Raw genomic sequence first — 22,168 nt, 5'->3', positions numbered from 1 at the left:
TCTCCTGTTGGCAAATATTTCGGCGTGTCACACAAGTGCTACCGATTTGCTCACCTCTCCAATGCCTGCGCGGCTTTTGAATCGATAGGTCGCTAACTGAACGGCCATGTCGCTCCCGAATAGACGCATCACGACGTCGCAAACGAGAGTAATTGAATGCTCATTCAACTTTAGGCATGGCATTTGCGTTGCAATAGGCATAGCTCTCCAGTGAGAGGGCAGAACAACAAGAGCCCTGATTGGGGCCATCAGCCGCTTTCGTGTGAGGAGATACCGTGATGACTTCGTTCAACTCCGGGGCCCAACCCCAGAACCGTGCGCCTCAATCCATCGGCTTTCTGCTGCTGGACAATTTCACACTGATTTCCCTCGCATCTGCGGTAGAGCCACTGCGCATGGCGAACCAGTTGTCCGGTCGCGAGCTGTATCGCTGGACCACCCTGAGTGTCGACGGTGGCCAGGTCTGGGCCAGCGACGGCCTGCAAATCACCCCTGATGCGGCCATGCACAAGGCGCCGGTGCTGGACACCGTGATCGTCTGCGGCGGCGTCGGCATTCAACGCACCGTGACCCGCGAGCACGTGAGCTGGCTGCAAAGCCAGGCCCGTCAGTCCCGCCGCCTGGGCGCGGTGTGCACCGGTAGCTGGGCGCTGGCGTGCGCAGGCCTGCTGGACGGTTTCGATTGCAGCGTGCATTGGGAATGCTTGGCAGCGATGCAGGAAGCTTTCCCTCGCGTTGCCATGAGCACCCGTCTGTTCACCCTGGACCGCAACCGTTTCACCAGCTCCGGCGGCACCGCGCCGTTGGACATGATGCTGCACCTGATCAGCCGCGATCACGGCCGTGAACTGTCCGCTGCGATCTCGGAAATGTTCGTGTACGAGCGCATCCGTAACGAACAGGATCACCAGCGCGTGCCGCTCAAGCACATGCTCGGCACCAACCAGCCAAAACTGCAGGAAATCGTCGCGCTGATGGAGGCCAACCTCGAAGAGCCGATCGACCTCGACGAACTGGCTGTCTATGTCTCGGTTTCCCGCAGACAGCTCGAACGTCTGTTCCAGAAGTACCTGCACTGCTCGCCGTCGCGCTACTACCTCAAGCTGCGCCTGATCCGCGCGCGTCAGCTACTCAAGCAGACGCCGATGTCGATCATCGAAGTGGCGTCGGTCTGCGGCTTCGTGTCCACGCCGCACTTCTCCAAGTGCTACCGCGAATACTTCGGCATTCCGCCACGTGACGAGCGCGTAGGCTCCAACACCGCGCAACAGGTGGCGATGCTGCCGATTCCGCAGGCCATGGTGCTGGCGCCGCTCTCAGGCCCGCTGTCGGCGTTGAGCCAGGCGCGCAATGAGTCGACGTTTGCGAGTGTGAGGTTGTAAGAGAAGGGAAGCAGCGCCCTCTTGTAGGAGCGCGCTTGCCCGCGACAGCGAAGTGTCAGTCACCAACGATGTTGGACATGGCGACGCCGTCGCGGGCAAGCGCGCTCCTACAGGGGAGTCAGTGAGTCTTGCTTTTGTTGTAGGTCGCCAACGCCGGCAGCAACTGCTGGTCAATGGCCTGGCGCACGGCCGGAAGGATGGTCGCGCCGCCGCTCAGCAGTCTCTCCACCAGTTGGCGCAATGCTCGGGCACGGTCGTCGTTCAGGCCGCACACGGCCTGGGCGCAGGCTTGTTCGGCGGTGGCCCCTGATGGCATTTCAAAGCCGATGGATCTGAGTTGACCGAGAAGATCGTCCTGGTCGATCAGGTCTGCATGCATCATGACGCTCGCTCCTTTTATTGGGGTTGGGCCGATTCTGGTAGCGCGCCGCACGCTCGGCAATACCTGCCGTCGGCAATGTCTGGGATGCACATCAGTGTGTCGGTTTTGGCTATGTAACCGTTTAGTTAACTGGGCATAATGGCCTCATTCATACTTGCGCGGGCCATGGTTTGGTCACCCTCTAGCCCACGCAACTCCCTCAACCCCGGTTTTGTAACGGCTTAACCGGGGATTTTTTTGCCCGGGTTTTTTGTCAGGCCCAAGGGGCATGAGCGGTCTGCGCAGGCGCGGCGGTTTTGTTAAACTGCCCGGCCTTCCAGGAGCCGCCATGAACTACCGTCACGCCTTCCACGCCGGCAACCACGCCGACGTCTTGAAACACATCGTCCTGACTCGCCTGATCGCACTGATGTCGCGCAAGGAGCAGCCGTTCGCCTACCTCGACACCCACGCAGGGCTGGGGCTGTATGACCTGCAGGGCGACCAGGCCACGCGCACCGGTGAGTGGATCGAAGGGATCGGCCGCCTGTGGGACGCCGAAGATGTGCCGGCCATGGCCCAGGGCTATCTGGACGTGCTGCGGCACATGAACCGCAAGACCGGCGAGCTGCGTTACTACCCAGGCTCCCCGGAGCTGGCCCGGCGCCTGACCCGCGAGCAGGACCGCGTGCTGCTCAACGAGAAGCACCCCGAAGACGGCGCGCTGCTCAAGGACAACATGAAATACGACAAGCGCGTGGCCGTGCACCTGGGCGAAGGCTGGCACGTGCCCCGTGCCTTGCTGCCGGTGCAGGAAAAGCGCGCCGTGATGCTGATCGACCCGCCGTTCGAGCAACTGGACGAGATGAAGCGCTGCTCGGTGGCGCTCAAGGAAACCATCGGCCGCATGCGCCAGACCGTCGCGGCGATCTGGTACCCGATCAAGGACCAGCGCGCGCTCAAGCGTTTCTATCAGGAACTGGCCGAAACCGGCGCGCCTAAGCTGCTGCGTGTGGAGCTGCTGGTGCATCCGGTGGATACGCCCAACACCCTGACCGGCTCGGGCCTGGCGATTGCCAACCCGCCGTGGGGGCTGGAAGAGGAGCTGCGCGAGTTGCTGCCGTGGCTGGCCAAGACATTGGCGCAGACCGGTGGTGACTGGCGGCTGGATTGGTTGATTGCCGAGGCTTGAGGCTGTGGCGGATTGGAGGGCGCTGTCGCCGGCAAGCCGGACTGCTACGGGTATTTGGATGTATGAAAGGTTTGAATGCACCCCGCTGAATCTGTAGGAGCGCGCTTGCCCGCGACAGCGCAGTGTCAGTCGCCGACGATGTTGGATATGCCGACACCGTCGCGGGCAAGCGCGCTCCTACAGGATAATCAGGGATTCAGGCTCGGTGGCATGCACACGCCGGTGCCGCCGATGCCGCAATAACCCTGCGGGTTTTTCGCCAGGTATTGCTGGTGATACGCCTCGGCGAAGTACACGGTCGGGGCCTGGTCGATTTCGGTGGTGATGTCGCCCAGGCCGGCCTTGGTCAATTCGGCCTGATACACCTGGGCGCTGGCTTTGGCCGCTTCCAGTTGTTCCGGGTTGGTGGCGTAGATCACCGAGCGGTACTGAGTGCCGATGTCATTGCCCTGGCGCATGCCCTGGGTCGGGTTGTGCAGTTCCCAGAACATCGCCAGCAACTCTTCGTAACTGACTTTCGCAGGCTCGTACACCACCAGTACCACTTCGCTGTGGCCGGTCAGGCCGGAGCACACTTCTTCATAAGTCGGGTTCGGCGTGAAGCCGCCCGCGTAGCCGACGACTGTGCTGACAACGCCATCACGTTGCCAGAAACGACGCTCGGCGCCCCAGAAGCAACCCAGGCCGAAAATCGCGAATTCGACGTCTTCAAAGAAGGGGCCGAGCAGCGGGGTGTCGTTGACGAAGTGCTTCTCCGGCAGGGCCATCGGTGTTTCGCGGCCCGGCAAAGCCTGCTGGGCGTTAGGCAGTTCAGTTTTGTTCACAAGAATTTCCGAGCGCAAGACCATGGGGCAAATCCTCAAGGGGCAGGATGACCGACAGGGTTTGTCAGTGAAAAAGGTATATGGGGGCAGCGATGACAAATCAAAGAACGGCAGTGTGCCGCACATCGCCTGGGTGGGGAAGGGGCGTCAGGCCTGGGAGGCTTTCGGGTAGCGGCGCAGCTTGCTGATGAGCTCTTCGCCGGGAATCGGCTTGTCGAACAGGTAGCCCTGGCCCACGTCGCAACGGTGGCGGCGCAGGAATGCCAGTTGCTCGGCGGTCTCGATGCCTTCGGCGACCACCGTCAGCTTGAGGTTGTGCGCCATGGCGATGACCGCCGAGGTGATTTCCATGTCGTCCTGGTCATCCGGAATGTCGCGGATGAAGCTGCGGTCGATCTTGATCACGTCGATGGGGAATTTCTTCAGGTAGCTGAACGACGAGTAGCCAGTACCGAAGTCGTCCATGGCCAGGGTCAGGCCCAGGGTTTTCAGCGATTCGAGTTGCAGGCGCGTGTCTTCGGTCGCCTCCAGCAACAGGCCTTCGGTCAGTTCCAGCTCCAGCAGCGACGGGTCGAGCTGTTCTTCGCGCAGGATATTGGCCAGGGAGCTGACCAGCTCGGGGTCGGAGAACTGCTTGGGCGAGACGTTGATCGCCACGTGCAGCTTGCCGTAACCGGCGGCGGTCAGCTGCTTGCTCATGCGGCAAGACTGGCGCGCCACCCACTTGCCGATCGGGATGATCAGGCCGGTTTCTTCGGCGACGCTGATGAACTGGTCCGGGCGGATCATGCCCTTTTCCGGATGGTTCCAGCGCAGCAGCGCTTCCATGCCCAGCAAACGGCCCGTACGAAGGCACAGTTTGGGCTGATAGAAGACTTCCAGTTCGTTCTGGGTCAGGGCCCGGCGCAGGTTGTTCTCGACGAACAGCTTGTAGCTGGCTTCGGCGTTGAGCGCTTCGGTGAACACCTGTACCTGATGCTTGCCGTTGGCCTTGGCCTTGTGCAGCGCAAGGCCTGCGTTTTTCATCAGGGTCTGTGGATCGCGGCCGTGCAGGGGCGCGCAGGCCAGGCCCACGGAGCCAGTCACGCTGATCAACTGGTTATCGACGAACATCGGCTTGTCGAGGGTGGTCAGCACCTGGCTGGCAATGCGCTGGCCGTCTTCGGGGCCGGTGTCGTCCAGCAGCACGGCGAATTCGTTACTGGCGAAACGCGCCAGAATGCCGGTCGGGCTCAGGCTGTTGCGCAGGCGCCGGGCCAGGCTGATCAGTAGCTTGTCGCCGGTCTGGTGGCCGAGGCTGTCGTTGATGCGCTTGAAGTTGTCGATGTCGACCAGCAGCAGGCTGATGGGCGTTTCGATGTCCCGGGCAAAGTGCTCGTCCAGGGTGCGAATGAACGCCGGACGGTTGCCCAGATTGGTCAGGTTGTCGGTGTACGCCAGGCGCTCGATCCGCTGCTGGGAGAGCTTGGCCTGGGTGATGTCTTCGTAGATGCCGATGTAATGGGTCAGCTCGCGGTTGTCACCGTAGACCTTGGAAATCGACAGCTGGCCCCAGTAGGGCTCAAGGTTCTTGCGCCGGCTCTTGAATTCGCCCTGCCAGCTATTGCTGGTCGCAAGGCTCGAGTTGGCATCGAGCAGCAAGGAACTCAGGTTTTCCAGCGCCGGCAATTCCGACAGGCGGTGGCCGTGGACTTCGTCGGCGCTGTACTGGGTAATCTCGGTGAAGCTTGGGTTGACGTATTCCACCACGCCGTCGCAATTGACTAGCAGAAAGGCGTTGGCGCTTTGCTCGACGGCCCGCTGGAACAGGTGCAGGGCGCTGGTGGCGGTACGGCGGTTGTGGTTGTTGATCGCGTGGGCGAACTGGTCGGCCAGCTCACCGGCGAAGGCGATCTCGTCCGCCTGCCATTCCCGTGGCGTGCCGGTCTGTTCCAGGCACAACACGCCCACCACGTGGCCATCGATGCGCACGCTGGCGTCGAGGATGGCGTTGATGTCACGCGGCAGCAGGCGTTCGGCCAGCTCCCGGGTGCGCGGGTCCTGGGCCACGTCGTTGGCATCGATGGCGCGGCTGGTGTGCAGCGCGTCCAGGTAGCTGGGGAAATGGCTGATGTCGATCGGCGCGGGCTTGAGGTATTCGTCGGTCTCTCGCCGGTACTCGGCGATGGGCTCGAGGATCTTGCCGTTGAGGTTCCAGATCGCCGCCCGGGCAATGTCGTAGATTTCGCAGGCGTTCTTGGTGATCAGCTCGGCGGCTTCCTGCAGCGAGTTGCTCGAACTATAGCGGTGCCGCGCCAGGCGCAGGATCAGGCTCTGCTGGGCACGTACTCGCTCCAGGTGCTGCAACTGTTCGTACTGGGCGCGCTGGTTCAACTCAAGCGCCATTTGCAGGCGCGAGTTCTGGATTTCCAGGTCAGGTGTGAAGCTCAGGCCACTGGCTTCGAACACATCGTCGACCACCATCAGGTAGCCGCGCAACAGGTCGCGATTGTGCTGGCGATAGCCCTCACCGATTTCCATCAGACCCAAGGGGCCACGGGCGGTGTGCAGGGTGTAGCGGATCACGTAATGGGAATTGCTGGCCAGTTGCTGCGCGATGGCGTCGTGCAACTGGTAGCGGGCCTCGGGCTCCATCAGGCTGGCGTAGGGCGCACCAATGAGGGCGCACAGCTCGATGGCGGGCATGTCGAACTGCTTTTCGCAACTTGGGTCCAGGTACAGCATGGCCCAGCTGGGTTCATTCAGCCGCTCGAAACGCAGCATGCCGAGCCGCGAGGGCACCGGCAATTGCGTCACGACCTCGGCTGCCGATCGGGCGGCAGCATCAGGTTGGCTTTTCATGAAGGAACTCGCTTTAAGAGTACGGTCGCGCGTGGGCAAGGAGCCCATCGTTAAATCGCGTGTCGCAAGGTTGCATCATGGCGAACGGGCTGACAAGTGAGCGCGATGGCTTAGTGCTATAAATCTGTCGGCAAATCGGGGATTAACTGAAGGTTATTGGTCGGATTTGTCGGGAAAGAGGTGTAAGTGGTTGTTTTTGGCGCTTCTGGTTATCGGCAGCGACGCCATTCTCTGTAGGAGCGCGCTTGCCCGCGACGGCAGGGTGTCAGTTGCCAACGATGTCGGATTGGCCGCCGCGGTCGCGGGCAAGCGCGCTCCTACAAAAAAAGGCAAAAAAAGCCCCGCCATATAAGCGGGGTTGAGGTACGAGCGTGGCAGCTCGAAAAACAGCGAAGGCCCGTCTCGCGAGAAACGGGCCTTGTACGGCTTACAGCAGGATGGTGCGGATGTCGGCCAGCAGGTCGCCCAGACGCTTGGTGAAGCGAGCAGCTGCGGCGCCGTTGATCACGCGGTGATCGTAGGACAGCGACAGCGGCAGCATCAGGCGTGGCTGGAAGGCCTTGCCGTCCCAGACCGGTTGCATGGTGGCCTTGGACACGCCCAGGATCGCGACTTCCGGCGCGTTGACGATCGGCGTAAAGCCGGTGCCGCCAATGTGACCCAGGCTCGAGATGGTGAAGCAGGCGCCTTGCATGTCGTTGGCCGACAGCTTTTTGGAACGCGCTTTTTCAGCCAGCTCGGCCGCTTCGGCCGCCAGTTGCAGCAGGCTCTTCTGGTCGACGTTCTTGATGACCGGAACCAGCAGGCCGTCAGGAGTATCCACCGCGAAACCGATGTGGAAGTACTTCTTGCGAATCACAGCCTTGCCGCTTGGCGCCAGGGAGCTGTTGAAGTCCGGCAGTTCCTTGAGCAGGTGCGCGATGGACTTGAGCAGCAGTGGCAGCACGGTCAGCTTGACGCCGGCTTTCTCGGCGACAGCTTTCTGCGCAACGCGGAAAGCTTCCAGGTCGGTGATGTCGGCCTGGTCGAACTGGGTGACGTGCGGGATGTTCAGCCAGCTGCGATGCAGACCGGACGCGCCCAGTTGCATCAGGCGGGTCATCGGCACTTCTTCGATTTCGCCGAAACGGCTGAAGTCGACTTCCGGAATCGGCGGGATGCCCGCGCCGCCGGTAGCGCCGCCAGCAGCAGGCGCTTCCTTGGCCTTGGTCATCATGGCCTTGACGTACACCTGCACGTCTTCCTTCAGCACGCGGCCGTGTGGACCGGTTGCGGTCACAGCGCTCAGCTCGACGCCGAACTCGCGGGCCAACTGACGAACAGCCGGGCCTGCGTGAACCTTGGCGCCGTTGTTGGCTGGCGCGGCGACAGGAGCAGGTGCTGCTTCAGCTTTCGGCGCTGGAGCTGCAGCCGGTGCTGCGGCAGGTGCTTCAGCCTTGGCCGGAGCCGGAGCCGGGGCCGGTGCAGCAGCAGGCGCAGCGCCGGCCACTTTCAGTTTCAGGATCAGGTCGCCAGTGCCGACTTCGTCTTCGACCTTGACGCTGATGGCTTCGACCACGCCAGCGGCTGGAGACGGGATCTCCATCGAGGCCTTGTCGGATTCCAGGGTGATCAGCGATTGATCAGCTTCGATGCTGTCGCCCACCTTGACCAGCAGCTCGATGATGCGAGCCTTGCCCGACGAGCCGATGTCCGGCACGTGGATGTCTTGAACGCTTGCGGCCGCCGCAGGGGCAGGAGCAGCAGCTGGTTCCGGAGCAGCAGCTTGCGCAGGCTTTTCAGCAGCTGGTGCAGGTGCGGCAGCAGCAGGCTCGGCAGCAGGAGCAGCGGCGGCTTCGCCTTCGACTTCCAGCTCCAGCAGTTCGTCGCCTTCTTTCAGGCGGTCGCCCAGCTTCACTTTCAGCGCCTTGACGATACCGGCCTTCGGCGCCGGGATTTCCATGCTCGCCTTGTCCGACTCCAGGGTCAGCAGGCTCTGGTCGGCTTCGATGCGATCGCCAACCTTGACGAACAGCTCAATGACTTCACCGTCACCGCTGCCGATGTCGGGTACACGAATTAACTCACTCACAATGTCTCTCCTCAGGAGAACCTGTTCACTCGACTGCGCTGGTGCACCAGCAACGAAACAGCCGGAGATGCTCATTTACCGAAGTAAATTCCGCATCGGCGGCTGTTTCGCGCATGGCTTTCAGCGCTCTTCTCGATTTACGGCTCAGCAGTCCAGCGGGTTACGCTTCTCAGGATCGATGCCGAACTTGGTGATGGCTTCAGCCACGACCTTAGGTTCGATATCGCCACGATCAGCCAAGGCTTCCAGAGCGGCCAGCACCACGAAGTGACGATCGACTTCGAAGAAGTGACGCAGCTTCTTGCGGCTGTCCGAACGGCCGTAACCGTCAGTGCCCAGGACCTTGTATTCCTTGGTAGGAACCCACTGACGGATCTGGTCAGCGAACAGTTTCATGTAGTCGGTCGACGCGATCACCGGACCCTTGCGGCCATTGAGGCACTCTTCAACGTAGCTCAATTGTGGCTTCTGGCCTGGCTTCAGGCGGTTGCCGCGCTCAACGGCCAGGCCGTTGCGACGCAGTTCGTTGAAGCTGGTGACACTCCACACATCGGCGCCGATGTTGAATTGCTCGCGCAGGATCTTCGCTGCTTCGCGCACTTCGTTGAGGATGGTGCCGGAGCCCATCAGCTGAACGTGGTGAGCCGCTTCGCGCTTGTCTTCTTCGAGCAGGTACATGCCCTTGATGATGCCTTGCTCTACACCGGCCGGCATTGCTGGCTGGTGGTAGTTCTCGTTCATCACGGTGATGTAGTAGTAGACGTTTTCCTGCAGCGTCATCATGCGATGCGTGCCTTCCTGCATGATCACTGCCAGCTCATAGGCATAGGCAGGGTCATAGCTGCGCACGTTCGGGATGGTGCTGGCCAGGATGTGGCTGTGACCGTCTTCGTGTTGCAGGCCTTCACCGTTGAGCGTGGTACGCCCGGAGGTGCCGCCCAGCAGGAAGCCGCGGGTCTGGGCATCGCCCGCCGCCCAGGCCAGGTCGCCGATACGCTGGAAGCCGAACATCGAATAGAAGATGTAGACCGGCAGCATCGGGGTGTTGTAGTTGCTGTAGGCAGTACCCGCCGCGATGAACGAGGAGAACGCGCCTGCCTCGTTGAGGCCTTCCTGCAGGATCTGGCCGTCTTTCTCTTCGCGGTAGTACATGACCTGGTCGCGGTCGACTGGCTCGTACAGCTGGCCGACTGGCGAGTAGATACCCAACTGGCGGAACATGCCTTCCATGCCGAAGGTACGGGCTTCGTCGGCGAGGATCGGAACGATGCGCTTGCCCAGTTCCTTGTCCTTGACCATCGAGGCCAGGATACGACCGAACGCCATGGTGGTGGAGATTTCGCGGTCGCCCGAGCCGTCCAGGACAGACTTGAGGGTGTCCAGCGAAGGCGTCGGGATGCTGATGTTGCCGCGGTTACGCTGTGGCAGGGAGCCGCCCAGCTTCTCGCGGCACTTGCGCAGGTACTTCATTTCCGCGCTGTCTTCGGCCGGACGGTAGAACGGCAGCGATTCGAGTTCGGAATCGTTGAGCGGGATGTCGAAGCGATCGCGGAATTTCTTCAGCGACTCGATATCGACTTTCTTGGTGTTGTGCGCGGTGTTCTTCGCTTCGCCCGCACCGGTACCGTAACCCTTGATGGTCTTGGCCAGGATGACGGTAGGCTGGCCTTTGTGGTTGACCGCCTGGTGGTACGCTGCGTAGACCTTGTACGGGTCGTGGCCGCCACGGTTGAGTTTCCAGATCTCGTCGTCGGACAGGTTCTCGACGCGCTTGAGCAGCTCTGGATCGTCGCCGAAGAAGTGCTTGCGCACGTAGGCGCCGTCTTTGGCCTTGTAGTTCTGGTACTCGCCGTCGATGGCTTTGTCCATGCGGCGCTGCATGAGGCCGTCTTCGTCCTGGGCGAACAGTGGGTCCCACATGCGGCCCCAGATGACCTTGTTGACGTTCCAGGCGGCGCCACGGAACACGCCTTCCAGTTCCTGGATGATCTTGGCGTTGCCGCGAACCGGGCCGTCGAGGCGCTGCAGGTTGCAGTTGATGACGAAGATCAGGTTGTCCAGGTTCTCACGGCCAGCCAGGGAGATGGCGCCCAGGGTTTCCGGCTCGTCACACTCGCCGTCACCGATGAAGCACCAGACCTTCTGCTTGCCGGCCGGGATGAAACCACGGTTTTCCAGGTACTTCATGAAGCGTGCCTGGTAGATCGCGGTGATCGGGCCCAGACCCATGGAAACGGTAGGGAACTGCCAGAAGTCCGGCATCAGGTGCGGGTGCGGGTACGAAGACAGACCGCCGCCGTCCACTTCCTGACGGAACTTGAGCATCTGCTCTTCGCTCAAGCGGCCTTCCAGGAAGGCGCGAGCGTAGATGCCTGGCGATGCGTGACCCTGGTAGTAGATCAGGTCGCCGCCGTGTTCTTCGGTCGGAGCCTGGAAGAAGTAGTTGAAGCCGATGTCGTAAAGCGTCGCACTGGAGGCAAAGGTGGAGATGTGGCCGCCCAGATCGGGGTCTTGCATGTTGGCGCGCATCACCATCGCCAGGGCGTTCCAGCGAACGATCGAGCGAATGCGGCGTTCCATGAACAGGTCGCCTGGCATACGCGCTTCGCGGGTAACCGGGATAGTGTTGCGATATGGCGTGGTGATGGAGTACGGCAGCTGTGTACCACTACGTGTGGCCAGCTCACCCATACGGGTCATCAGATAGTGAGCACGGTCTTCGCCTTCTTTGTCGAGAACCGATTCCAGGGCGTCCAGCCATTCCTGGGTTTCGACGGGATCGAGGTCTTGCATGGCTTGCTCCAGGGCGGAAAGGCTTCCAGAATCGGTCGCCTGAGTTTGTTGCGACTGGCCTTGTGGGCAGACGGTATAAAAATTCTTGGATCGCCGGCGTTGTACCCGGCGTTGTGTAGTTTTACTACAAATCTTTGGCCGTTTCAGCTTTTCGACTTGTATATACAGTAGTAAAACTACAGCTGAACGATGTTTTCGCTCGTGTGAAGCTGTGAAACGAATCGCTGATTTTGGTTGAAACAACAAACAGATCAAGTGAAACGTTATGCTGACAACCAATAAATATCTTTAGTCAGCAATTTTTAACCTTTGTTCGACAGTCCAGCCTGTTATGTAGGTAAAACCACCACATCGGGTAGTCTTTTGAACGCCGATCAAGGATAGACCATGAGCCTTCCCTTGCTGGCTGACCTGCCGGCCATCCTGCTGCCGTTGGTCACACGGGCACAACAATCCTTTGGTGTCGCTCTTGAATCCATGACTGACATGGATCAGGCGGCTTTCGCTGCCTGGCCCGTCGAGCGCCGTGGTGCGTTCGACCGCGTCTGTGCGGCCAGTGACTTTGTTGCCGAGCACATCATCCGTGATCCGCAGATGTTGCTGGAGCTGGCCGAATCCGGCGAGCTGGAGCGCAGTTTCGCGCCCGGGGAGTTGCGTGGGCAGATCGCCGCGGCAGTGGATCTTGCCACCAGCGACGATGAGCTGGGGCGTAATCTACGTCGTCAACGCACGCGCCAGCAAGTGCGAATTATCTGGCGCGACCTGACCCGCCAGGCGGATCTGGTCGAAACCTGCCGTGACCTTTCCGACATGGCCGATGGCAGTATCGACCTTGCTTATAAATGGCTGTACGCGCGCCATTGCCAGCAATTCGGCACGCCGACTGGGCGGCGCAGCGGCGAGCCGCAGCAGATGGTCATCCTCGGGATGGGCAAGCTGGGGGCGGTGGAGCTGAACCTGTCTTCGGACATCGACCTGATCTTCGCCTACCCCGAGGGCGGCGAAACCCAGGGCGTGAAGCGCCCGCTGGACAACCAGGAGTTCTTCATCCGCCTGGGCCAGCGGCTGATCAAGGCGCTGGATCCGGTCACGGTGGACGGGTTTGTGTTCCGCGTCGACATGCGCCTGCGCCCCTACGGCTCGTCCGGTGCGCTGGTGCTCAGCTTCAATGCGCTTGAGCAGTACTACCAGGATCAGGGCCGCGACTGGGAGCGCTACGCCATGATCAAGGCCCGGGTGGTCGGCGGCGACCAGGCCAAGGGCGCGGAACTGCTGGAAATGCTGCGACCGTTCGTCTATCGGCGTTATCTGGACTTCTCCGCCATCGAAGCCCTGCGCACCATGAAGCAGTTGATCCAGCAGGAAGTGCGGCGCAAGGGCATGGCCGCCAACATCAAGCTGGGTTCGGGCGGCATCCGTGAAGTGGAGTTCATCGCCCAGGCCTTCCAGTTGATCCACGGCGGCCGCGACCTGAGCCTGCAACAGCGCCCCTTGCTCAAAGTGCTGAAAACCCTCGAAGGGCAGGGCTACTTGCCGCCAGCGGTGGTAAGCGAGCTGCGCGAAGGTTATGAATTCCTGCGCTACACCGAGCACGCCATCCAGGCCATCGCCGACCGCCAGACCCAGATGCTGCCCGATGACCCGCAGGACCAGGCGCGCATTGCCCTCATAATGGGCTTTGCCGACTGGGACAGCTTCCATGAAAAGCTGATGTACTGGCGTGGCCGGGTGGACTGGCACTTCCGTCAGGTCATCGCCGACCCCGATGAAGAGGAAAATCCTCAGGACGGTGGCGAAGAGGTTGTCGGCGGCGAGTGGCTGCCGCTGTGGGAAGATTCTCAAAATGAAGAAAGCGCCTGCCGTCAGTTGCAGCAGGGCGGTTTCGCCGACGCCCAGAAGGCGCTCAACCATCTGAACAACCTGCGCAACAGCTCGCAACTGCGCTCGATGCAGCGGCTGGGACGTGAGCGGCTCGATGCCTTCATTCCCCGGTTGCTGGCCCAGGCGGTGGAACACTCCGACCCTGACCTGGTGCTTGAGCGGGTGTTGCCACTGGTCGAAGCCGTGGCCCGGCGCTCGGCGTATCTGGTGCTGCTCACCGAAAACCCGGGTGCATTGCGCAGACTTTTGACCTTGTGCGCAGCCAGCCCGTGGATCGCCGAGCAGATCGCCCGCTTCCCGCTGTTGCTGGACGAATTGCTCAACGAAGGCCGCCTGTTCAGCCCACCCCAGGCGCTGGAATTGGGCGCCGAACTGCGCGAGCGTCTGACGCGCATCCCCGAGGATGATCTGGAACAGCAGATGGAAGCGCTGCGGCACTTCAAGCTGGCCCACAGCCTGCGGGTGGCGGCGTCCGAAATCACCGGCAGCCTGCCGTTGATGAAAGTCAGCGACTACCTGACCTGGCTGGCCGAGGCGATTCTGGAGCAGGTGCTGGCGCTGGCCTGGCGACACACCGTTGCACGCCACGGCGCGCCGCGGCGTCCGGACGGCACCCTGTGCGATCCGGGCTTTGTGATTGTCGGGTATGGCAAGGTCGGTGGCATCGAGCTGGGGCATGGTTCGGACCTGGACCTGGTGTTCGTCCACGATGGCGACCCCCAGGCCGAGACCGACGGTGCCAAGCCCATCGACGGCGCGCAGTTCTTCACCCGGTTGGGGCAGCGCATCATTCACCTGATTACCACCCAGACCAACTCCGGCCAGCTCTACGAGGTGGACATGCGCCTGCGGCCTTCGGGTGCTTCGGGCCTGCTGGTCAGTTCGCTGGGGGCCTTTGCGCGCTATCAGGAGAACGAGGCCTGGACCTGGGAGCATCAGGCGCTGGTGCGGGCGCGGGTGCTGGTGGGCAGCCAGGATGTGGGCCAGGGCTTCGAGAAAGTGCGCGCTGCCGTGCTGGGCCGCGAGCGGGACCCGGACACCCTGCGGGTGGAAGTCAGCGAGATGCGCGCCAAGATGCGCGACAACCTCGGCACCAAGGGTACGGCGGCCGGCAAAGGCCCGAATGCCTTCGACGCCACGTCGTCGTTCGACCTCAAGCAAGACGCCGGTGGTATCGTCGATATCGAATTTATGGTGCAATACGCGGCCCTGGCGTGGTCCAGAGAGCACCCCGAGCTGTCCCGTTACACCGATAACATCCGCATTCTGGAAGGTCTCGAGCAGGTCGGACTGATGCCCGCCGCCGACGCCAGCCTGCTGCGCGAGGTGTATAAGGCGTACCGTTCAGCCGCCCACAAGCAGGCCCTGCAGAAGAATCCGGGGGTGGTCAGTGGCGATCAGTTCGCTGACGAGCGGCATGAGGTGATGCGGATCTGGGCGCAGTTGGGGTTGAGTTGATACAGGCAGGATTGTTTGACGGATCTGCCGGCCTCTTCGCGGGCAAGCCCGCTCCCACAGGTGATCACATGACCCTGTGGGAGCGGGCTTGCCCGCGAAGAGGCCGGAAAGAACACTGAAAGGTCCGCCCAACGGATCTATATAAAGCTATGACAGGGAGGCGTCAGGCTGTGTGGAAGCGTCACGCAGTCTGATAGGCCTCCCTGCTCGTTTCTGGTGGTTTTTGGATTGAGCATGAGAATTCTGATCGTAGGGCCCAGCTGGGTCGGTGACATGGTAATGGCGCAAACGCTGTTCCAGTGCCTGAAACAGCGTCACCCGCAGTGCGAAATCGATGTGCTGGCCCCCGAATGGAGCCGGCCGATCCTTGAGCGCATGCCAGAGGTGCGCAACGCCTTGAGCTTTCCGCTCGGCCACGGCGCGCTTGAACTGGCGACCCGCCGCAACATCGGCAAATCGCTCAAGGGCCAGTACGACCAGGCCATCCTGCTGCCCAACTCGCTGAAGTCGGCGCTGGTGCCGTTCTTCGCCGGGATCCCCAAACGCACTGGCTGGCGCGGCGAGTTCCGCTACGGCCTGCTCAATGACGTGCGCACCCTGGACAAACAGCAGTACCCGCTGATGATCGAGCGCTTCATGGCCCTGGCCTATGACAAGGGCGCCGAGATTGCGCGTCCTTATCCCAAGCCCAGCCTTCGGATTGAAACCGCCAGCCGCGATGCCGCGCTGGCCAAGTTCGGCCTGGCGCTGGATCGTCCGGTGCTGGCGCTGTGCCCAGGCGCTGAATTCGGCGAGTCCAAGCGCTGGCCGTCCGAACACTATGCCAAGGTCGCCGAGGCGAAAATTCGCGAAGGCTGGCAGGTCTGGCTGTTCGGCTCCAAGAACGACTTCCCGGTCGGCGAGAGCATCCGTGACCGGTTGATTCCGGGCCTACGCGAAGAATCGGTGAACCTCAGCGGCGGCACTTCGCTGGCCGAGGCCATTGATCTGCTTTCCTGCGCCGATGCCGTGGTGTCCAACGACTCGGGGCTGATGCACGTGGCCGCCGCGCTGAACCGCCCGCTGGTGGCGGTCTACGGTTCGACATCGCCGGGCTTTACCCCGCCGCTGGCCGACCACGTCGAGATCGTGCAACTGGGCATCGAGTGCAGCCCGTGCTTCGAACGCACCTGCCGGTTCGGCCACTACAACTGCCTGCGCCTGCTGGAGCCTGATTCGGTGATCAACGCGCTGGGCCAGTTGGGCGGCACGCCGGTCGAGGTTGCCTGACTTGCGGGTACTGCTGATCAAGACCTCGTCTCTGGGTGACGTGATTCATACCCTGCCTGCCCTGACCGATGCCGCGCGGGCGATCCCCGGCATCCAGTTCGACTGGGTGGTGGAAGAGGGCTTTGCGGAGATCCCGACCTGGCACCCGGCGGTGGCCGGGGTGATTCCCGTGGCGATCCGCCGCTGGCGCAAGAACCTGTGGCAGACCTTCAAGAATGGCCAGTGGCGCCAGTTCAAGCAGCGTCTGCGCGACACCCGATATGACCTGGTGATCGATGCCCAAGGCTTGCTGAAAAGCGCCTGGCTGACCCGCTACGTAAAGGCGCCGATTGCCGGGCTGGACAAGAATTCCGCCCGCGAGCCACTGGCCACACGTTTCTATGACCGGACCTATGCAGTCCCTCGGGGGCAGCACGCCGTTGAGCGCACCCGCCAGTTGTTCGCCCAGGCGCTGGGCTATCAGGTGCCCCAGGGCGTGGGCGATTACGGCCTGGACCGCAGCCGTTTGCTGGACGCCGAACGCGCAGCGCCGTTCGTGCTGTTCCTGCACGGCACCACCTGGGCGACCAAACATTGGCCCGAGCTGTATTGGCGTCAGTTGGCCGAGCGCATGATCGCCCAAGGGCTTGAAGTGCGCCTGCCCTGGGGCAACCCGGTGGAGAAGGCCCGCGCCGAGCGTATCGCCCAGGGCCTTGATAAAGCCCAGGTGCTCCCCAAATTGAACCTGGCCGGCGTCGCCAAAGTGCTGGCCAGTGCCCAGGGTTGCGTGGCGGTGGACACCGGGCTTGGCCATCTGGCCGCGGCGATGGACGTGCCGACCCTGTCGCTCTACGGCCCGACCAACCCGGGGTTGAGCGGCGCGTATGGCAAGTCCCAGGTTCACCTGGCAGGCGATTACCCGGCGTGCGCGCCGTGCCTGCAAAAGAAATGCACCTATCGGCCTGACGCTTCCGACCAGCGCCGGTTCGATACCGAACGCGAGTGGCCGCTGTGCTTCACTCGCCTTTCTCCCGAGCGCGTCGCGACCGAACTGGTTGCGCTGCTGCCGGCAAAGGAACATCCCTGATGCAACTGGCATTCGTGCTTTATAAATACTTTCCCTTCGGCGGCTTGCAGCGCGACTTCATGCGCATTGCCCTGGAGTGTCAGCAGCGCGGCCACTCGATCCGCGTCTACACCCTGATCTGGGAAGGTGACGTGCCCCCTGGCTTCGAGGTGCTGGTGGCGCCGGTCAAGGCGATCTTCAACCACCGCCGCAACGAAAAGCTCACCGACTGGATGAACTCCGACCTGGCCAAGCGCCCGGTTGACCGTCTGATCGGCTTCAACAAGATGCCTGGGCTGGACGTGTATTACGCCGCCGACGGCTGCTATGAAGACAAGGCGCAGAACCTGCGTCACGGCCTGTACAAGTACTGGGGCCGTTATCGTCACTTCGCCGACTACGAGCGCGCGGTGTTCGCCAAGGATGCGAAAACCGAAGTGCTGATGATTTCCGAAGTGCAGCAGCCGCTGTTCATCAAGCACTACGACACCCCGCTTTCGCGCTTCCATCTGCTGCCGCCGGGGATTTCCCAAGACCGTCGCGCGCCGGCCAATGCCGCCGAGATTCGTGCCGAGTTTCGTCGTGAGTTCAAGCTGGGCGACGATGACCTGCTGCTGGTGCAGATCGGCTCGGGCTTCAAGACCAAGGGCGTGGACCGCAGCCTCAAGGCGCTGGCGGCCTTGCCCCAGGCGTTGCGCAAGCGCACTCGTCTGTTTGTCATCGGCCAGGACGACCCTAAGGTCTTCCAGCTGCAAAGCACCGCGCTGGGCCTGGGCGACAACGTGACCTTCATGAAAGGGCGCAGTGACATCCCGCGTTTCCTGTTGGGCGCCGATGTGCTGATTCACCCGGCCTACAACGAAAACACCGGTACCGTGCTGCTCGAAGCGCTGGTAGCAGGTTTGCCGGTGCTGGTGAGCGCAGTCTGCGGCTACGCCCATTACATCGCCGAGGCCGACAGCGGGCTGGTGCTCGACGAGCCGTTCGAACAGAACCAGCTCAACCAGTACCTGGCGCGCATGCTCACCGACGATGCCGCGCGTACGGCCTGGGGCCAGAACGGCCTGGCATTCGCCGACACGGCTGACCTTTACAGCATGCCGCAGCACGCTGCGGATGTGATTCTGGCGGAGCACAACGGATGAAACTGATCCTTGCTGAACCCTTCAAGTCCCTCTGGGCCGGGCGCGATGCGTTCGACGCCGTGGAGCAGTTGCAGGGCCAGGTCTATCGCGAGCTGGAAAACCGCCGCACCCTGCGTACCGAAGTCGACGGGCGTGGCTATTTCGTCAAGATCCATCGCGGCATCGGCTGGGGCGAAGTCGCCAAGAACCTGCTGACGGCCAAGTTGCCGGTGCTGGGCGCGGGCAAGGAATTCGAAGCGATCAACCGCCTCACCGAAGTCGGCGTGCCGACCATGACCTCCGTGGCCTACGGCGAGCGTGGCAGCAACCCGGCGGCGCAGCATTCGTTCATCGTCACCGAAGAGCTGGCGCCCACCGTCAGCATGGAAGACGTCAGCATCAATTGGGTCAAAGAGCCGCCCGAGCCGCGCATGAAACGGGCCTACATTGCCGAAGTGGCGCGCCTGGTGGGCATGATGCACCGCGCCGGGGTCAACCACCGCGACTGCTACCTGTGCCACTTTCTGCTGCACACCGACACGCCGGTCACCCCTGACAGCTTCAAGCTGTCGGTGATCGACCTGCACCGTGCCCAGACCCGCCCGGCGATCACCATGCGCTGGCGCAACAAGGACCTGGCCGCGCTGTATTTCTCGGCGCTGGACATCGGCCTGACCCGCCGCGACAAGCTGCGTTTTCTCAAGGGCTACTTTCAGCAGCCGCTGCGCAAGATCCTCGCCGAGGAGTCGGCGCTGCTGGTGTGGCTGGAGGCCAAGGCCGAGAAGCTGTATCAGCGCAAACTCCGCTACGGGGACGCGCTCTGATGGCGGGTTGGAACCTTGAACCTGAATACGCCGGGCTGGCTGACGACTTCGGCTCGCTGGATGCGGTGTTTGCCTTGCAGGGCGAGCGCCTGACCCGTGACCCTCTGTCCGAGGTGATTCGCGTCGAGCGCGGTGGCGTGAATTACTACGTCAAGCGCTACGTCGCGGCGGGCAAGGGCCTGCGCCGTTATCTGGGGCGCCCTCGGGTCAAGTCCGAGTGGCAGAACCTAAAGCGCTTCGCCAAGTGGGGCATTCCCACTGCCGAAGTGGTGGCCTGGGGGCTGGAGCGCAATGGCGCGTCCTATGATCGCGGAGCTTTGATTACCCGTGAATTGCCACGCACCGAGGATTTATCGGAAATTGCCCGGCATCACGATGAGCGTCTCAAGGACCGTTCGTGGGTCAACCGCATCAGTCAGCAGGTGGCTCGTTACACGCGCACCATGCACGACAATCACTTCACCCATAACGATCTGAAGTGGCGCAACCTGCTGGTGGACGATCAGTCCACTGTGTTCCTGATCGATTGCCCCAACGGGGCTTTCTGGGTCAGCTTCATGCTGCGCTACCGGATCACCAAGGACCTGGCGTGTCTGGACAAGGTGGCCAAATATCACCTGTCCGCCACTCAGCGCCTGCGTTTCTATCTGCAATACCGCGGGCGCGAGCGCCTGAATGACTCGGACAAGAAGCGCATTCGTCATATCGTCAGCTTTTTCGAGGGGCGCGAATGAGCCTGTTCATTGCCGACGCCGACCGTGCGCTGCTGGAGCGCCATGGCCTGGCGGATTTCGATTCACTGTGGGACGTCGAGCTCGATGCCGTCGATGAGCCCAACACCGGCCGTGGCGGCTGGAGCAGCGTGTTTCGTCTGGAGCTCGAGGGCTCGGGGTATTACCTCAAGCGCCAGAGCAACTACCTGACCCACACGCTGCATCATCCGTTCGGCGAGCCGTCGTTCTCCCGCGAGTTCCGCAACATCAGCCTGTACCAGAAGCTCGGTATTCCGGCGCTGCATGCGGTGTTCTACGGCGAGAAAAAGGTCAACGGCGAGCGCCGCGCGATCCTGATGACCCGCGCCCTGGACGGCTGGACCGACCTGGATGCGCTGCTGACGCAGTGGGCCGAACTGTCCGCGACCCAGCGCCTGGCGATCCTGCAGGCCTGCGGCCAACTGGCGCGCACGCTGCACAAGGCCGGGCAGGTGCATGGCTGTTTCTATCCCAAGCACATTTTTCTCAAGGCCCGCGGCGGCGCGTACCTGGCGCAGTTGATCGACCTTGAGAAAACCCGCAAGTCGATCTTCGGCCAGCGTGACCGGGTCAAGGACATCGAGCCGCTGCTGCGCCGGGCGCCGATGTGGAACGAAGCCGAAATCCGCGAACTGCTCGCCGCTTATCTGCATGCGCCGAGTGACAGCGGGCTGGTGGATTCCTGGTGGCAGCGGCTGGCCCGGCGCGGCAGCCATAAACGCAGCGGCCGATAGACATGGTGTGGAATGGAATGCGGACCTGTGGGAGTGAGCTTGCTCACGAAGGGGCCGGTGCATCCCATACACCTTTTGTGTTAGATCGACCGTCTTCGTGAGCAAGCTCACTCCCACAGGTTATGCGTGGCCTGTAATGTCACCGATCTCGCTTGAATAAAGAGGACGCCGATGCGTTTGTCTGAACTGAAAAACGCCGGTCGTACGCCAGCGCTGCCGTTGAGCATCGAGCTGGCCGATGCGGCGGGTCCTGCGCAGTTGCAACTGCTCAGCTTGCTGCGTGTACTGCCGGGGCAGCGTTACGTGGGCGCCGGCGTCTGGCGGGGTCGCCCGGTGCTGGCCAAGTTGCTGGTGGGCAGCAAGGCGTCCCGGCATTTTCAGCGTGAGCGCGCCGGTGTGCAGTTGCTGGCCGAGCAAGGCCTGACCACGCCACTGCTGCTGGCTGAAGGGTTGCAGGAAGGCGAAGGCGGTTGGCTACTGTTCGAGTTTCTCGATCAGGCGCAAAGCCTGGGCGATGCCTGGAAATCCGTCGAATCGTTGCCGCCCCTGGCTGACGAGCAACAGGCGGTGATTGGCGAGGCATTGGGCGCCGTTGCGCAGATGCACGCCAAGGGCCTGTGGCAGGACGACCTGCACCTGGACAACCTGCTGCGCCATGACGGCAGGCTGTACCTGATCGACGGTGCCGGCATCCGGGCTGAAGAAGCAGGCAAGCCGCTGTCCCGGCAGAAAGTGCTGGAAAACCTCGGCGTGTTTTTCGCTCAGTTGCCCAAGTCACTTGAGCCCTTCACCGAAGAACTGCTGGTCTATTACCTGCTGGGCAACGGCGAGCATGCGCTGCCGGTCGAGGCCCTGCAAAAGCAGATCGACAAGGTCAGCAGCTGGCGCCTGAAGGATTTCCTGACCAAGGTTGGCCGCGACTGCAGCCTGTTCAGCGTGGCCGATGGCCCGTTCGCCCTGCGCGCCATTCGCCGTGAGGAAGAGCCCGCGATGCTGCCGGTGCTCGACCAGGCCGATGCGCTGATCGACGGCGGCCACCTGTACAAGACCGGCGGTGCCGCCAGCGTCGCCAAGGCCGACGTGGCCGGGCGTGAACTGGTCATCAAGCGCTACAACATCAAGAATTTCGCTCACTGGCTCAAGCGTTTCTGGCGCCCCAGCCGTGCCTGGCACTCCTGGCGCGAAGGCAACCGCCTGATGTTTCTCGGTATCGCCACGCCCAGGCCGCTTGCGTTGCTGGAACAGCGATTCTTCTGGTTGCGGCGCAAGGCGTACCTGGTCACCGAGTACCTGCCGGGGCCGGACATCATCGAGCGCTTCGCGCCCTATGTCGCACAGGGCGATGCACCGGAAAGCGAGTTGCAGGCGCTCGACGAGCTGTTCGCGAGATTGCTGCGCGAGCGAATCAGCCATGGCGATCTGAAGGGGCATAACGTGTTCTGGCATCAGGACCGCTGGGCGCTGATCGATCTGGACGCGATGTGTCAGCACAGCTCCCAAGGCACTTTCGCTGCGGCCTTCGCCAGGGACCGCGCACGCTTCATGCGCAACTGGCCGGCGGACAGCGCGCTGCACCAATTGCTGGAACAGCGCCTGCCCAAGGCTCCTTGAGGGGTG

Annotated in this window: 15 protein-coding genes; 10 read left to right on the top strand and 5 right to left on the bottom strand. The window is 62.3% G+C overall.

The window, feature by feature from the left end; genetic code table 11:
- Positions 1-278 precede the first annotated feature (278 nt).
- Complete coding sequence (locus ACIPOO_RS07900; RefSeq protein ID WP_274131748.1) at positions 279-1,382, top strand: GlxA family transcriptional regulator; 1,104 nt, start codon at positions 279-281, stop codon at positions 1,380-1,382.
- A 118-nt stretch (positions 1,383-1,500) separates the two neighbouring features.
- On the opposite strand, the gene ACIPOO_RS07895 is transcribed toward ACIPOO_RS07900, so the two are convergent.
- The gene (locus ACIPOO_RS07895) at positions 1,501-1,764 is read right to left on the bottom strand and encodes a hypothetical protein (protein ID WP_400605681.1); all 264 of its coding nucleotides are present in this window, start codon (positions 1,762-1,764) and stop codon (positions 1,501-1,503) included.
- A 328-nt stretch (positions 1,765-2,092) separates the two neighbouring features.
- On the opposite strand from ACIPOO_RS07895, the gene ACIPOO_RS07890 reads away from it, so the two are divergent.
- Positions 2,093-2,935 (top strand): 23S rRNA (adenine(2030)-N(6))-methyltransferase RlmJ, encoded by an 843-nt coding sequence (locus ACIPOO_RS07890; RefSeq protein ID WP_274131744.1) that lies wholly within the window; start codon positions 2,093-2,095, stop codon positions 2,933-2,935.
- A 188-nt stretch (positions 2,936-3,123) separates the two neighbouring features.
- Here the strand turns inward: ACIPOO_RS07890 and msrA are convergent, their stop codons facing one another.
- The 4 genes from msrA to aceE all read right to left on the bottom strand — a co-directional run bounded on the left by msrA (position 3,124) and on the right by aceE (position 11,464).
- Entirely contained in the window at positions 3,124-3,783 is a 660-nt protein-coding gene (msrA, locus tag ACIPOO_RS07885) for a peptide-methionine (S)-S-oxide reductase MsrA (RefSeq protein WP_274131742.1), read from the bottom strand.
- Between the two features lie 123 nt (positions 3,784-3,906).
- Positions 3,907-6,600, bottom strand: coding sequence for an EAL domain-containing protein (locus tag ACIPOO_RS07880; protein WP_400605678.1), 2,694 nt, complete (start codon positions 6,598-6,600; stop codon positions 3,907-3,909).
- A gap of 427 nt (positions 6,601-7,027) precedes the next feature.
- Positions 7,028-8,671, bottom strand: coding sequence for a dihydrolipoyllysine-residue acetyltransferase (gene aceF / locus ACIPOO_RS07875; RefSeq protein WP_400605675.1), 1,644 nt, complete (start codon positions 8,669-8,671; stop codon positions 7,028-7,030).
- A 144-nt stretch (positions 8,672-8,815) separates the two neighbouring features.
- Positions 8,816-11,464 carry a pyruvate dehydrogenase (acetyl-transferring), homodimeric type gene (gene aceE / locus ACIPOO_RS07870; protein WP_400605673.1) on the bottom strand — a complete coding sequence of 883 codons (2,649 nt, stop codon included), beginning with the start codon at positions 11,462-11,464 and terminating at the stop codon, positions 8,816-8,818.
- 387 nt (positions 11,465-11,851) lie between these two features.
- Here aceE and glnE point away from each other — a divergent pair, with 387 nt between their 5' ends.
- The 8 genes from glnE to ACIPOO_RS07830 all read left to right on the top strand — a co-directional run bounded on the left by glnE (position 11,852) and on the right by ACIPOO_RS07830 (position 22,162).
- The gene (gene glnE, locus ACIPOO_RS07865; protein WP_400605671.1) at positions 11,852-14,803 is read left to right on the top strand and encodes a bifunctional [glutamate--ammonia ligase]-adenylyl-L-tyrosine phosphorylase/[glutamate--ammonia-ligase] adenylyltransferase; all 2,952 of its coding nucleotides are present in this window, start codon (positions 11,852-11,854) and stop codon (positions 14,801-14,803) included.
- 234 nt (positions 14,804-15,037) lie between these two features.
- Entirely contained in the window at positions 15,038-16,072 is a 1,035-nt protein-coding gene (gene waaF / locus ACIPOO_RS07860) for a lipopolysaccharide heptosyltransferase II (protein WP_400605669.1), read from the top strand.
- Position 16,073: 1 nt separating this feature from the next.
- Positions 16,074-17,138 (top strand): lipopolysaccharide heptosyltransferase I, encoded by a 1,065-nt coding sequence (gene waaC, locus ACIPOO_RS07855; RefSeq protein WP_400605667.1) that lies wholly within the window; start codon positions 16,074-16,076, stop codon positions 17,136-17,138.
- Complete coding sequence (locus ACIPOO_RS07850) at positions 17,138-18,262, top strand: glycosyltransferase family 4 protein (protein ID WP_400605665.1); 1,125 nt, start codon at positions 17,138-17,140, stop codon at positions 18,260-18,262. The genes waaC and ACIPOO_RS07850 overlap by 1 nt, the downstream gene beginning before the upstream one ends.
- Positions 18,259-19,065, top strand: coding sequence for a lipopolysaccharide core heptose(I) kinase RfaP (rfaP, locus tag ACIPOO_RS07845; protein ID WP_400605662.1), 807 nt, complete (start codon positions 18,259-18,261; stop codon positions 19,063-19,065). Before ACIPOO_RS07850 ends, rfaP begins: the two co-directional genes overlap by 4 nt.
- Entirely contained in the window at positions 19,065-19,799 is a 735-nt protein-coding gene (locus ACIPOO_RS07840; RefSeq protein WP_400605660.1) for a lipopolysaccharide kinase InaA family protein, read from the top strand. The genes rfaP and ACIPOO_RS07840 overlap by 1 nt, the downstream gene beginning before the upstream one ends.
- A complete protein-coding gene (locus tag ACIPOO_RS07835) occupies positions 19,796-20,551 on the top strand; it encodes a lipopolysaccharide kinase InaA family protein (RefSeq protein ID WP_274131731.1) in 756 nt (251 codons plus the stop codon). The genes ACIPOO_RS07840 and ACIPOO_RS07835 overlap by 4 nt, the downstream gene beginning before the upstream one ends.
- 171 nt (positions 20,552-20,722) lie before the next feature.
- Complete coding sequence (locus ACIPOO_RS07830) at positions 20,723-22,162, top strand: lipopolysaccharide kinase InaA family protein (RefSeq protein ID WP_400605657.1); 1,440 nt, start codon at positions 20,723-20,725, stop codon at positions 22,160-22,162.
- Positions 22,163-22,168 lie beyond the last annotated feature (6 nt).

This window comes from Pseudomonas sp. NPDC090201 (assembly GCF_044746825.1).
Taxonomy (GTDB): Bacteria; Pseudomonadota; Gammaproteobacteria; order Pseudomonadales; family Pseudomonadaceae; genus Aquipseudomonas; species Aquipseudomonas putida_AD.
Note: the sequence above shows the minus strand (reverse complement) of the source record. Positions and strands in the feature narration are given on the sequence as shown.

Excerpts from the sequence above, each read along its gene's own strand:
- ACIPOO_RS07880 (WP_400605678.1), bottom strand. The coding sequence starts at position 6,600 with ATGAAAAGCCAACCTGATGCTGCCGCCCGATCGGCAGCCGAGGTCGTG.
- glnE (WP_400605671.1), top strand. The coding sequence starts at position 11,852 with ATGAGCCTTCCCTTGCTGGCTGACCTGCCGGCCATCCTGCTGCCGTTG.
- waaF (WP_400605669.1), top strand. The coding sequence starts at position 15,038 with ATGAGAATTCTGATCGTAGGGCCCAGCTGGGTCGGTGACATGGTAATG.
- ACIPOO_RS07835 (WP_274131731.1), top strand. The coding sequence starts at position 19,796 with ATGAGCCTGTTCATTGCCGACGCCGACCGTGCGCTGCTGGAGCGCCAT.
- ACIPOO_RS07830 (WP_400605657.1), top strand. The coding sequence starts at position 20,723 with ATGCGTTTGTCTGAACTGAAAAACGCCGGTCGTACGCCAGCGCTGCCG.
- aceE (WP_400605673.1), bottom strand. The coding sequence starts at position 11,464 with ATGCAAGACCTCGATCCCGTCGAAACCCAGGAATGGCTGGACGCCCTG.
- ACIPOO_RS07840 (WP_400605660.1), top strand. The coding sequence starts at position 19,065 with ATGGCGGGTTGGAACCTTGAACCTGAATACGCCGGGCTGGCTGACGAC.
- ACIPOO_RS07895 (WP_400605681.1), bottom strand. The coding sequence starts at position 1,764 with ATGATGCATGCAGACCTGATCGACCAGGACGATCTTCTCGGTCAACTC.
- ACIPOO_RS07850 (WP_400605665.1), top strand. The coding sequence starts at position 17,138 with ATGCAACTGGCATTCGTGCTTTATAAATACTTTCCCTTCGGCGGCTTG.
- ACIPOO_RS07900 (WP_274131748.1), top strand. The coding sequence starts at position 279 with ATGACTTCGTTCAACTCCGGGGCCCAACCCCAGAACCGTGCGCCTCAA.
- msrA (WP_274131742.1), bottom strand. The coding sequence starts at position 3,783 with ATGGTCTTGCGCTCGGAAATTCTTGTGAACAAAACTGAACTGCCTAAC.
- rfaP (WP_400605662.1), top strand. The coding sequence starts at position 18,259 with ATGAAACTGATCCTTGCTGAACCCTTCAAGTCCCTCTGGGCCGGGCGC.
- ACIPOO_RS07890 (WP_274131744.1), top strand. The coding sequence starts at position 2,093 with ATGAACTACCGTCACGCCTTCCACGCCGGCAACCACGCCGACGTCTTG.